Below are 12,029 nucleotides of genomic sequence, written 5' to 3'. Positions count from 1 at the left end.
GGCTGATGCCGTGACCGGCTCCGGAGCCGGACGCGGCCACGGTGAGCTCCCTCCCGTCAGTGGTGGGGGCCAGGGGGAGGGGCGACCGAGGAGCGGGCGATCAGGCGGGAACGGAGGGTGTGCGTCTCGCGGGCGGGCTCGCCTCCGGCGATCGCGTCGAGGAGCACCTCGGCCGCCTTGGCGCCGAGCCGGTGCACGGGCTGCTCGATCATCGTCAGCGGCGGTTCCATGACCGCCGCCCACGCGCTGTCGTCGAAACCGATCAGCGCGACGTCGCGCGGGCACGACAGGCCCGCCGTCCGCAGGGCGCGCAGGGCGCCGGTGACCCCGTCGGTCTCGGTGCAGAAGATCGCGGTGATGCGGTCGGGCAGGGAGAGCATGCGGGCGACCTCCTCGGTCACCCGTTCCTCGGTCTTGCGCCCGACCATCACCAGTTCGGGATCGAAGGGGATGCGCGCGTCGTCGAGCGCGTCGAGGTAGCCGCGCAGACGTTCGCCGTCGGTCCACAGGTTCCTGGACGCCTCGGCCAGCAGCCCGCGCCGCGTCACGGGCTGCTGCGCCGCCGGGGGCCCCCACACGAACCCGATGCGGCGGTGCCCGGCCGCGATGAGCGTCTCGACCGCCTCCCGCGCCGCGTCGCGGTTGTCGATGACGACCGTGTCGAGGTCGAGGGAGGCGACCGCGCGGTCGACGAGGACGACGGGGATGCGGTCCATCGCCGCCCTGATGTGCGCGACCTCGCGGCGGCCGACCGCGGCCGAGGCGATGATGACGCCGTCGACGCGCTTGTCGATGAGCACGTTCGTCGCCGCGACCTCCTCGTCGAGGTTCTCGTACGTGCTCAGCACGATCGTGTCGAAGCCCCGCGCCCGGGAGGTGTCGCAGATCCCGCGGACCACACCGGCGAAGAAGGGGTTGCCGATGTCGGCGACGATCACTCCCAGGGTGTGGCTCACCCCGGTCGACATGCTGCGCGCGAGGGCGTTCGCCCGGTAGCCGAGTTTCTCGGCCGCCGCGAGCACCCGCTCGCGCAGTTCCGGGCTGACGTATCCATATCCGCCGAGCGTGCGGGCCGCCGTCGCGCGGCCGACGCCGGCCTCGGCAGCCACTTCGGAGATCGTCGGCTGTCCCGCCGCCTGGCCCCGGTCAGCTGGCATGGATCGCGTCCCTCATTTCTCGCGTTCGGAGGCTCGCCACATGCTAGCTATCGCGGGCGCCCGGACGGCGCCTCGCAGGGGCGGCCGCGGCCGAAGGCCCCTTCGACGAAGCACTGCCGGTAGGCCGAGGCGGCGCCCGCGCGCAGCGCGCGGCCGATCAGCTGGGACCGCGGCGGGGAGCCCGCGGACCAGCCGTCGCGCAGCAGCGAGACCGCGAACCCGGCGAGGAAGGCGTCGCCGCACCCCATCGTGTCGACGATCTCGTGAGGGTCCTCCACCCGGCGTGCCGGGACCGACACGGCGGCGTGTCCGTCCCAGGCGATCGCCCCGTGCACGCCGCGGGTGGCGAGCGCCAGGCGCGCGCCCCGCCGTACGGCCTCGGCCAGCAGCGCGCGCGTGGCGGTCTCGTCCAGGTGGGAGCACGACAGCAGCACCAGGTCGGCGTGGGGGCAGACGCGGTCGAGGTAGGAGGGGGCGCGGAACTCCTCCTCACTGGAGAGGTCGAAGCTGACCAGCGTGCCGAGCCCGGCCAGCTTCGGCAGTTCGTCCTCGCTGCGGGAGTACACGCTCGAGTGCACCAGGTCGAAGGACGAGACGTACTCCAGGAGGCCGGAGTCGAGCGTGAGCGGCTCCCGCACCGTGACCCCGCCGCCGTTCCAGCCGAGGAAGACGCGGTCGCCGTCGTCGACCCGGAGCAGAGAGAGACCGGTCTCACCCGGCCGTACGACACAGCGGTCGACGGCGACCCCCTCGGCGGCGATCGTCTCGCCCAGGAAACGGCCGAGGTCGTCGTCGCCGAAGACCCCCAGGTAGGCGGCTTCGAGGCCGAGGCGGCGGGCGTAGACGGCGACGTTCACGCTGTTGCCGCCCGGGTAGTCGACGCCGCGGTCGACGAACCGGTCGACGATGTTGTCGCCGAAGCCGAGGACTCTCATGGGTTCTCCTGTGTGCGGGCCTCCGCGTGGGGGAGCGGGAGCCCGGGTGGGCGCGGCGGGGCCGGTGGGACGGGGGCTGGGCGCGTCAGTAGTCCATGACGCGGTAGTAGCGGCGCAGGTCGAGCGAGTGGTCGCGGACCCGCTCCAGGTGCTTGCTGACCCGGCCCAGTACGGTGTCGAGCACCAGCGGGGCGATCAGGCCGCGGAACTCGGGGCTGATCCCCTCCAGCGGGTAGTCACGGGTGTCGAAGACGGTGACGTCCTTGGAGATGCGCCGGGCGAAGGACTCGACGCGGTCGGTGAGCGCGCGGGTCTCGTCCTCGCCCTGGAAGATGACGACGCTCGTGTCCTCCTCGATCAGCTCCAGGGAGCCGTGGAAGAACTCGGCGCTGTGCACCCTGGTGGTGCGCAGCCACTGCATCTCCTCGAGGATGCACATGGAGTACAGGTAGGTGAACCCCCACAGGTTCCCCCCGCCGACCAGGAAGTGGTAGCCGGTGTCCTTGTGGGCCTCGGCGAAGGCCGCGGCCACCGGCTCGGCCTGCCTGGCCACCTCGAGGAGGATCCGCGGGAGGCCGGCGAGCTCGTCGGCGAGCTTCTCGTAGCCGGCGAACTCGCCGCGCCGCGACAGCAGCCGGCCCATGAACAGCAGCATCTGCGCGTCGAAGGGCCAGGCCTTGGGCTCGGAGACGAGGGCGACGTCGACCTTCTGGGCGACGGGCGAGTCGGGGTAGCCGGTGAGGCCGACGGTGCGGGCGCCCTTGGAGCGGCAGTACTCGATCGCGCGGACGCTGTCGTCGGTCGTGCCGGAGACCGAGGGGAAGATCACGACGGAGCGCTCGCCGAGGGACGCGTCACCGGAGGCGATCAGTTCCGCGGCGATCACGGCGCGCACGGGGAGGGTCGAGGAGCGCCGGGCCAGGTGCTCGTACGGCCACATCTGGGCGTAGGTGCCGCCGGCGCCGACGAGGAAGAGGTTGTCGAACCCCTCGTCCACGAGCCGATCGACCAGTTCCTCGATCTGCGGGCGCAGCGCCACGGTGCTGGTCAGCTGCTGGAGGAATTCCGGCTCGTTGAAACGGAGCATCTTGCGTCCTTTCGGGAGTGCCTGCGGCCGGCGCCGTTCTGAGGCTGATACCGGTATCACGCGGGGGTCACGCTGACACAGGTGGATGCGTGCCGTCAACACCGCCCCTTCGGACAGCTCCTCATTAGCTGGGGATACGCGATGCACTCGACTTGATCTCGTTAGTGCATCTCCGCCAAAGATCTTGGATTTAGATCTGGTACCGGTATCAGAAGGTCTGTACAGTCGGCCCACACCAAGCGCTTCGTGTCGCAGACCTCCAGGGCGGATCTGAGGTGCCCCACGCACCGGCGGTCCCCTCTCCCCCCGAGAGAAAGGAAGAGCCCATGCGCTCTCGCGCGCTGACGACGTTCGCGGTACTCGCCGGGACCTCGGTGCTCGCCCTCGCCGGCTGCGCCGGCGAGCCGGCCGCGAAGGCCCCCGCGGCCGACGCCGCCGCCACCCCGGAGTTCTCCGGGACGCTGAGCATCCTGACCAAGTTCGCCGGCGACTCCCTGAGCCCCTACTTCGAGGGCGTCGTCGCCGACTACCGGAAGCTGCACCCCGAGGTGAAGGTCGAGCTCATCCAGGAGACCGACCAGAGCATCAAGGACAAGACCAAGACCCTGACCGCCTCCGGGGCCCTGCCCGACATCTACTTCAGCTGGACCGGCAACTGGGCGGAGAACTTCGTCCGCGGCGGCCTGGCCGCCGACCTGACCAAGGTGATCGGCCCGGACACCGCGTGGGGCAAGACCTTCAGCCCGGCGGCGCTGTCGGCCTTCGCCTACGACGGCAAGTACTACGGCGTCCCGCTGTACAACAACGGCAAGTTCATGGGCTACAACAAGGCCGCCTTCGACAAGGCCGGGGTGAAGGCGCCGACCTCCTTCGAGGAGCTCGTGGCCAGCTGCGCCCCGCTGCGCAAGGCCGGATACGAGCCCATCACCTTCGGGAACAAGGACGGCTGGCCCGCCCTGCACTACCTGCAGCAGCTGTTCGCCTACAGCGTGCCGCGCGACGTCCTGACCGCCGACTTCGACCCCAAGACGGCCAAGCTCGACCACCCCGGCTACGTCACCGCGCTCAAGCAGTTCAAGACCGTCGTCGACGAGTGCACCGACACCCGCGACGGCACCAACGGCGTGCTGTACAGCTCCGCGCAGGAGAAGTTCCTCAACGGCAAGGCGGCGATGTACTACCAGGAGATCCTGGAGTTCGCCAACGTCACCGGCGAGCGGGAGCTCAAGCCGGAGGACTTCGGCATCTTCCCGCTGCCGGTCCCCCAGGGCGCCGCCGGAGATCCCAAGGCGATCGAGGGCGCGCCCGAGGGCTACCTGATCAACGGCAGGTCGCCGCGCGTGGCGCTCGCCGTCGACTTCATGAAGTTCCTCACCAGCACGGAGAACGCCGCGAAGCTCTCCGCCGCGCCGTACGCCCAGCCCAGCACGGTCATCGGGGCCGTCACCGAGGAGACCTCCGGCAAGGCCGTCCTCGAGGGCATCGAGATGGTCAACGAGGCCTCCTACCTGGCCATCTGGCTGGACACGGTGACCGTCCCCGAAGTCGCCGACGCCTGGCTGGCCGGCGGCGAAGCCCTCGTCAGCGGCAGCGCGACCCCGGAGAAGGTGCTCGAGAGCGTGCGCCAGGCCTCGGCGTCGGCCAAGTAGCCGTACGGCCGGAGGGAGAGAAGGGAGAGCACGCCGGTGCGCGCCATCGTGCGGAGAACACTCGGCCTCGCGTGGGTCGTCCCGGCCCTCGTGCTGGTGGGAGTGTTCGTCTACCTGCCGCTCGTGCAGAACCTCCAGTTCAGCACGCTCGAATGGGACATCTACAGCGGAAGCCGGGAGTACATCGGGTTCGACAACTACCGCAGGCTTCTGGACGACCCGGTCTTCTGGTCGTCGTTCGGCAACAACCTGCTGTACGCGGTGATCTCGATCGCCGTCCAGGTGTTCGGCGCCCTCGTGCTCGCCGCGCTGATCGAGAGCATCCGGAGCGAGCGGTGGCGGCGCAGCCTGCGGGCGATCTACTTCGTCCCCTCGGCGATCTCGCTGACCGTGGCGGGCCTGCTCTTCTACTTCATCTACGAGCCCAGCCTGGGACCGCTCAACCATCTGCTCCGGGCGGTGGGACTGGGGGAGCTGGCCCAGGCGTGGCTGGGGCAGGAGAGCACCGCGATGACCGCGATCATCGCGATGAGCCAGTGGCAGGGGTTCGGCTACTCGACCCTGCTGTTCGCCGTCGCGATCCAGCGGATCCCCGCCGAGATCTACGGCGCGGCGGCCATCGACGGCGTCGGGCCGATCGGCCGCTTCGTCCACGTGACGTTCCCGCTGGTGCGGGAGATGACCGGCCTGATGGCGATCGTGACCATCTCCGGGGCCTTCCAGGTGTTCAACGAGGTCATGGTGATGACCGGCGGAGGGCCGAACAACTCGACCCAGGTTCTGGGGACCTGGCTGTACCGGAGCGGATTCGTCCGCAACGACTTCGGCTACGCCGCGGCCATCGCGACGGTGCTCTTCGTGATCACGCTGGGCATCGCCCTGGTGCAGCTGTGGTTCACCCGGAGGAGAAGGGTGGAATGGTGAGTCGCCTGAGCTTTCTCGGGGTGATCGTCCGCGTGTTCATGTGGGCCTTCCTCCTCGGCCTCGCGGTGGTGGTGCTCTATCCGCTGCTGTGGATGCTGGTCAACGGGTTCAAGACCAACGCCGAGCTCTTCGGCGACCCCTTCGCCCTGCCCGTCGACTGGAGCTTCGACAACTACCGCAAGGCGTGGAACCGGGGGGTGAGCGACTACCTGACCACCAGCGTGCTCGTCACCGTGACCTCCACGATCGCCACCGTGTTCGTCAGCGCCTGGGCCGCCTACGGCCTCACCCGGGTGCGGATCCCGATGAACCGGACGGTCACCGCGCTGATCCTCGGCGGGCTGATGCTCGCCCCCACCGTGGCGCTCGTCCCGCTGGTGAAGATGTTCCAGGCGATGGGCCTGTACAACAGCTTCTGGGCGCTGCTGATCCTGTACACCGCCTTCCGCATCCCGTTCACGACCTTCCTCATCCGCGCCTACATGATCGACCTGCCGCGGGAGGTCGACGAGGCCGCCGAGATGGACGGCGCCGGCCGGTGGACCGCCTTCTGGCGGATCACCCTGCCCATGTGCAAGCCGATCATCACCTCGACGGTCCTGCTGCACATCCTCTTCACCTGGAACGAGTACCTGTTCGCGATGGTCTTCACCAGCGGCAGCGGCGTGCAGACCCTGCCGGTGGGCCTGACGAGCCTGATGAGCAAGCACGGCACCGACTTCCCCGTCGTCTTCGCCGGCATGGTGATCGCGGCCGTGCCGGTGGTGCTGCTGTTCTTCCTCGGCCAGCGCTACATCGTCAGGGGCCTGGCCGACGGGATCGGAAAGTGACCCTTCTCCGGCGGGGGCGGGAATCGGCCGCTCCCCGGCGGAGCTGGAACCGGTGATGGACGACCCTCCGGCGGGGCCGGGAACGGACCCCTCCGGCGGGGACGAAACAGGCCGGAGCGCGCCGCCGTACGACAGGAGTCCCGATGACCCTCTCCCTCCAGCAGATCACCGCTTCGAACTTCGCCTACCAGCACCTTCCGTTCGAGCGCTTCCTCGACGACGCCGCCGCCCTCGGCCGCGAGCGGGTGGAGCTGTGGGGCGTCGCGCCCCAGTTCCACATCCCGCAGGTGAGCGACGCCGAGGCGCGCGCCCTGCGCCGCCGCCTCGGAACACGCGGCCTGGCGGTGCACTGCCTCACCCCCGAGCAGGTGATGTACCCGGTCAACATCGCCTCGCCCGTCACCTGGCTGCGCGCGGCGAGCGTCGGAGTGTTCCGCCGCGCGGCCGAGCTGGGCGCGGAGCTCGGGGCGGAGCTGCTGCTGGTGACTCCCGGCCGCGGTTTCGAGGACGAGCCGGTGGAGGCCGCCCGGCGCCGCGCCGCCGACGCGATCGGGGAGATCGCCGCCTACGCCGCCACCCTCGGGGTGACGTGCGTGCTCGAACCGCTGCAGCGGGTGGAGTCGAATCTCGTCAACGACTCCCGCGCGCTCGCGGCGATGATCGACGAGGTGGGCGCGGCGAACCTCGGCGCCGTGCTCGACACCGTGGCCATGGCCGTGGCCGGTGAGACCGTCGACGACTACTTCGACGCGCTCGGCGACCGCGTCCGCCACGTGCACCTGATCGACGGCAAGCCGGCGGGGCACCTGGCGTGGGGCGACGGCGAGCTTCCGCTGGCCGGTTACCTGGCCGCGCTGGAGCGCCGGGGATACACCGGGTCCATGACCTTCGAGCTCTTCGGCGACGGCACGTACGCCTTCGACCCCCGGCCGGCGGTGGAGCGGTGTCTGGCGGCGGTCGGCGACGCGCTCGCGGGGCCGGGCCGCCCCTGAGGCCGCCGCTTCAGATCATCCGGAAGTCGGCGAAGTCGAAGCCGGGGGAGACCACGCAGCTCACCAGGACGGCCTCGGTCCCGGCCGGGCGGGCCGCCTGCCAGGTGCCGGCCGGGACGAGGGCCTGGGGGACCTGCCCCTCCTCCACCAGCGGGCCGAGGGTGAGGGCGGAGGCCGGCTGGCCCTCGTGGCCGCCCAGGACCAGGGTCAGCGGGCCGCCCCGGTGCCAGAGCCACACCTCGTCGGAGCGGACGACGTGCGGGCGCGACTCCTCGCCGGGCGAGAGCAGGAAGTAGATCCCGGTGGCGGTCGTCCGGGGCCCGCCGTACCCGGGCGGGGTGAGCTGGTGGGAGGTTCTCCAGGTCTCGCGGAACCAGCCGCCCTCGGGGTGGGGGCGGAGGTCCAGGATCTCGGCGAGCGGCGGACGCCGCGAAGGCTCTGAGGACTGAGGAGGTACGGTCACCGCTCCGATGGTAGTGAGCGGAAGATCCGGAGGCCGCGGCGGATCGTCGGACATCGGAGCGGTCCCGGAGACGGACCCGTCGGGCGGGCCGGGCAGACGCCGCACGGGGGCCGCTCTTCCCGGGGTCGGCGGTCCCGGCGCTCTTCCCGAGGTCAACGGTCCCGGCGCTCTTTCCGGGGTCGGGGGTCCCGGCGGCGCCGGTGGTAGGCGTAGGTGACGGCGGCGAGCAGCGGTCCCCACAGCAGGAGCGGCAGGTAGCACAGGTAGAAGATCACGGTCTCCCAGCCGCCCGCCCGCGTGGGGAAGTCCGGCGGAACCGGCTCGCCGTCGAGGGCGACTCCGGCGGGCACGACGACGAAGGCGTAGGTCCACAAGACCGTCAGGACCACGGCGCCGAGGGCCGCGGGGACGACCGCGGCCGGCGTCGGCACCCGGCGGCCGCGCAACCGGGGGATCCACCGCGGGAACCGCTCCCCCCAGGCGGCGATCAGCCCGACGGCGGCGAACGCCGCCAGCTCCGACACGACCGACAGCGAGACGATGTAGGCCCGCTCGCCGAACCCGACCCCGTCACGGAACACCAGCGGGAGCCGCCACAGGCCGGACGGCAGCACGGCGAGCGGAACGGCGTAGGCGGCGATCCGCGCCCAGCCGGGGACCCCGGGCACCGGGGCGTGGGCGGCCCTCCACGCGGCGCGCAGCCGTCCGGCGGCCACCGATGGACCGCTCACCGGAGTCATCGCCGATTCCCCCGCCGATGGGCTGCTCACCGGAGTCATCGCGGATTCCCCGGTTGCGGTCGTCACCGGGAGCGGGGGTGCCGCGCCGTGCAGTCGATCGGTTCTCGTCATGCCGCTCACGCTAGGAACCGCCGGACCGGGCCGCCTCCCCCCGGCGGGGGAGTGCGTCCGGCGAAACGTCGGCTAACGTCGGTCGTCGTGAAGCGCCGTATCACCCAGGCTGTGAAGGCCGGGATCTACCAGGTGCTGGGAGCCGCGCTGCTGACTCCGCCCGCCGTGGCGCTCGGCCTGCCGATCCTGACCGAGCTGACGCTGGAGCGCGTGCTGACGTTGTGGGCGGCGTGCCTGCCCGCCTCGGTGCTGCTCGCCATGACACCGCTGATGCGTCGTCTGGAGGTGGCCGCGCTGTCGGAACTGCTCGACGTCGAGGTGCCCGAGCGGGCCGACCGCGTCTACCTGGTGGCCCTGACCGGCCTGCACCTGTACGGCGGCGCCACGTTCGGCGCGGGCATCCTGGCGCTGGCTCCCGCACTGGTCCGGCTCGGCGAACTGTGGCGCGAGACCCCCGGCACGACGGCCGAGGTGCTCCTGCTCGCCACCGTCACGCTGGCCGCGATGGTCGCCGCGGGATCCGGCCAGCGCTGGGCGGCGCGCCGGCTGCTGCGCACCGAGCCGTCACGCGTGATCGACGAGCTGGGCCGACGCCAGACCCTCGCCCTGGAACTGCACGACTCCGTCGGCCACGCCCTCAGCGTCGTCCTGGTGCAGGCCATGGCCGCGCAGGCGGCGCTGCAGCGGACCGCGCCCGCGCTCGCCGCACAGTCCCTCGACCATCTGACGGCCGCCGCCCGCCACGCCCAGCAGGACCTGGACGTGCTGCTGAACGTGCTCGACGACGGAGTCACGGCCGAGACCCCCACGCTGGAGGCGCTCGGCACGCTCACGGACGGCCTCGACGTGGATGTGAGAGCCGACCACCTCGGCGGGGTCCCGGCCGCGACCTCGCGCGTGGCCTTCGCCATCGCGCGGGAGGCGCTCACCAACGCCCTGCGCCACGGGCGCGGCCCGGTCGCGCTCGGCGTCGCCGTCGGCGCCGACCTGGTCCTGACCGTGGACAACGCCACCGAGGGCAGCCCCGGTGAGGAGGGGCGCGGGCTGGCCGGCATGCGCATGCGGGCCCGCCTGGCCGGCGGGACGTGCACCTGGGAGGAGGAGGGCGGGACATGGCGCGTTCGGGCGAGGCTGCCGCTGTGATCCGGGTCGTCCTGGCCGACGACGAGAAGCTGATCCGTTCGGGATGGGCGACCATGCTCTCCCTCCACGACGACATCGCGGTGGTGGGCGAGGCGGCCGACGGCCACGAGGCCGTCGAGGCCGGCGCCGGCGCCGACGTCGTGCTGATGGACGTCCGCATGCCCCGCATGGACGGCCTGGCCGCGACCCGGGAGCTCACCCGCCGCTCCCCGGCGACGCGGGTCGTCGTGGTCACCACGTTCGAGAACGACCAGCTGGTCTGGGGCGCCCTGCGCGCAGGCGCGGCGGGCTACGTGCTCAAGCGCGCGCCCGCCGGCGAGCTGGTGGAGGCCGTCCGGCTGGTGCATTCACGCGACGCGGTGCTCTTCCCCGACGCGCTGCGCCGCATCGCCTCCCCGTATTCCGGTACGGCGCAGCCCCGCGTGCCGGTCGAGCTGACCCCGCGCGAGCTGGACGTCCTGCGGCACATCACGCTCGGCCGGAACAACGCGGAGATCGCGGCAGCCCTGCACGTCACCAAGGAGACGGTCAAAACGCACGTCGGCAACGTCCTGGACAAGCTCGGGGCCCGTGACCGCACCCAGGCGGCCGTCCTCGCCTACGAACTCGGCCTCGTCTTCGCCGGCACCCGACCGGTTTTAGGGCAATGAGCAGGGAAAACGCCGGCCATTTGAGGATGGTCGGAATTTGTCGGCGGGGTTGGCTAGCGTTCGGCGCGTGATCGAACGGTGGAACCGGGATCAGGTGCTCGCGCTCGCGCCCGACGCCTCGTCCCAGAAGGCGGCCCAGGGGGTCTCGTCCCCCGGAAAGTGGTCGAATGCCGGCGTCACCGCCGAGGCGGTGTGGGGCGAGTGCAAGGGCAGCGGCTCCAAGCCCTACCGGGCCTGCGTGGACCTGTCCGGTCCCGCCTACCGGTGCAGCTGCCCGAGCCGGAAGTTCCCCTGCAAGCACGCCCTCGGCCTGCTGCTCCTGTGGTCGGCCGACGGCGTCCCGGACGCCGACGCGCCCGCCGACTGGGTGGCCGAGTGGCTCGACCAGCGCCGCGTCCGCGCCGAGCGGCCCGCCCCCGCACCCCGTACGGCGGCCGGCGCGGCCCCCGACCCGAAGCGGGCCGAGCAGCGTGAGCAGCGGGTCGCGGCCGGTCTGGAGGAACTGGAGCGCTGGCTGGCCGACCAGGTGCGGCAGGGCGTCGCCGGGTCGCGCCGGCACGACCACTGGGACGGCCTGGTCAAGCGCCTGGTCGACGCCCAGGCCCCCGGCGTCGCCGGGACGGTCTCGCGGCTGGGGGCCGTCCTCGGGGGCGAGGACTGGCCGGCGCGCCTGCTGTCGGAGTACGCGCTCCTGCATCTCCTCGTCGTCGCCCACCGCCGCGAGCCGCCGGCGCCGGCCGTGCGGGGGCGGGTCGGGTTCCAGACCTCCAGGGAGGAGGTGCTCGCCGGAGAGACGGTCCGCGACCTGTGGGACGTGCTGGGACGGCGGGACGAGGAACAGGACCGGCTGATCTCGCGGCGGGTCTGGCTGCGCGGCCGGGCGAGCGGGCGGGCCGCGCTCGTGCTCTCCTTCGCCCCGGTCGGGCAGGCGCTCGACGCCTCACTCGTCACGGGCACGACCGTGGACGCCGAGCTGGCGTTCTACCCCGGTTCGGCCCCGCTGCGCGCCCTGGTCGCCGACCGGCACGGCGCCGTCCCCGCGACGGTCCCGCCCGGCTCCGCCCTGGAACGGGCGCTGGAGGAGGTGGCGGCGGCCCTGGCGGGAGACCCGTGGACGGACTCCTGGCCGCTCGTCCTGGACGCGGTGGCCCCCATGCGGGACGGGAACGGATCGTGGCTGCTGGGCGGCCCGGACGGCGGGCTCCCGCTGCACCCGTCGGCGGGCGCCCCGTGGCGGCTGGTCGCCGCCTCCGGCGGGCGGCCGCTGACCGTCGCCGCCGAATGGACCCCCCAGGGCCTGCGGCCCCTGTCGATGTGGGACGAGGAAGGCCAGGTGATGGTGCTGTGA

Annotated in this window: 12 protein-coding genes; 7 read left to right on the top strand and 5 right to left on the bottom strand. The window is 72.1% G+C overall.

Annotated elements, in window-relative coordinates:
• Positions 1-56 precede the first annotated feature (56 nt).
• The 3 genes from Plo01_RS29630 to Plo01_RS29620 form a co-directional block, all read right to left on the bottom strand.
• Complete coding sequence (locus tag Plo01_RS29630) at positions 57-1,157, bottom strand: LacI family DNA-binding transcriptional regulator (protein WP_203894009.1); 1,101 nt, start codon at positions 1,155-1,157, stop codon at positions 57-59.
• Between the two features lie 47 nt (positions 1,158-1,204).
• Entirely contained in the window at positions 1,205-2,092 is an 888-nt protein-coding gene (locus Plo01_RS29625; protein ID WP_203894008.1) for a PfkB family carbohydrate kinase, read from the bottom strand.
• Positions 2,093-2,177: 85 nt separating this feature from the next.
• A complete protein-coding gene (locus Plo01_RS29620; protein ID WP_203894007.1) occupies positions 2,178-3,179 on the bottom strand; it encodes an SIS domain-containing protein in 1,002 nt (333 codons plus the stop codon).
• Positions 3,180-3,505: 326 nt separating this feature from the next.
• Here Plo01_RS29620 and Plo01_RS29615 point away from each other — a divergent pair, with 326 nt between their 5' ends.
• From Plo01_RS29615 to Plo01_RS29600, 4 genes are all read left to right on the top strand, one after another.
• Entirely contained in the window at positions 3,506-4,828 is a 1,323-nt protein-coding gene (locus tag Plo01_RS29615; RefSeq protein ID WP_203894006.1) for an ABC transporter substrate-binding protein, read from the top strand.
• Positions 4,829-4,864: 36 nt separating this feature from the next.
• Positions 4,865-5,752 (top strand): carbohydrate ABC transporter permease, encoded by an 888-nt coding sequence (locus Plo01_RS29610; RefSeq protein WP_203894005.1) that lies wholly within the window; start codon positions 4,865-4,867, stop codon positions 5,750-5,752.
• Positions 5,746-6,582, top strand: a complete 837-nt coding sequence (locus Plo01_RS29605) for a carbohydrate ABC transporter permease (RefSeq protein ID WP_203894004.1) — start codon at positions 5,746-5,748, stop codon at positions 6,580-6,582. The genes Plo01_RS29610 and Plo01_RS29605 overlap by 7 nt, the downstream gene beginning before the upstream one ends.
• Positions 6,583-6,725: 143 nt before the next feature.
• Positions 6,726-7,574, top strand: a complete 849-nt coding sequence (locus Plo01_RS29600) for a sugar phosphate isomerase/epimerase family protein (RefSeq protein ID WP_203894003.1) — start codon at positions 6,726-6,728, stop codon at positions 7,572-7,574.
• 10 nt (positions 7,575-7,584) lie between these two features.
• Here Plo01_RS29600 and Plo01_RS29595 read toward each other — a convergent pair whose 3' ends face one another.
• Positions 7,585-8,037 (bottom strand): cupin domain-containing protein, encoded by a 453-nt coding sequence (locus Plo01_RS29595; RefSeq protein WP_307837416.1) that lies wholly within the window; start codon positions 8,035-8,037, stop codon positions 7,585-7,587.
• Positions 8,038-8,189: 152 nt separating this feature from the next.
• Positions 8,190-8,777, bottom strand: a complete 588-nt coding sequence (locus tag Plo01_RS29590) for a hypothetical protein (RefSeq protein ID WP_203894001.1) — start codon at positions 8,775-8,777, stop codon at positions 8,190-8,192.
• A gap of 198 nt (positions 8,778-8,975) precedes the next feature.
• On the opposite strand from Plo01_RS29590, the gene Plo01_RS29585 reads away from it, so the two are divergent.
• The 3 genes from Plo01_RS29585 (at position 8,976) to Plo01_RS29575 (ending at position 12,029) form a co-directional block, all read left to right on the top strand.
• Complete coding sequence (locus Plo01_RS29585; RefSeq protein WP_203894000.1) at positions 8,976-10,031, top strand: sensor histidine kinase; 1,056 nt, start codon at positions 8,976-8,978, stop codon at positions 10,029-10,031.
• The gene (locus Plo01_RS29580) at positions 10,001-10,681 is read left to right on the top strand and encodes a response regulator transcription factor (protein WP_203893999.1); all 681 of its coding nucleotides are present in this window, start codon (positions 10,001-10,003) and stop codon (positions 10,679-10,681) included. The genes Plo01_RS29585 and Plo01_RS29580 overlap by 31 nt, the downstream gene beginning before the upstream one ends.
• 67 nt (positions 10,682-10,748) lie before the next feature.
• Complete coding sequence (locus Plo01_RS29575; protein WP_203893998.1) at positions 10,749-12,029, top strand: SWIM zinc finger family protein; 1,281 nt, start codon at positions 10,749-10,751, stop codon at positions 12,027-12,029.

The organism is Planobispora longispora, assembly GCF_016863135.1.
GTDB classification, from domain to species: Bacteria; Actinomycetota; Actinomycetes; order Streptosporangiales; family Streptosporangiaceae; genus Planobispora; species Planobispora longispora.
The sequence above is the reverse complement of the archived record's forward strand: the minus strand, read 5'-3'. Positions and strand labels throughout refer to the sequence as shown.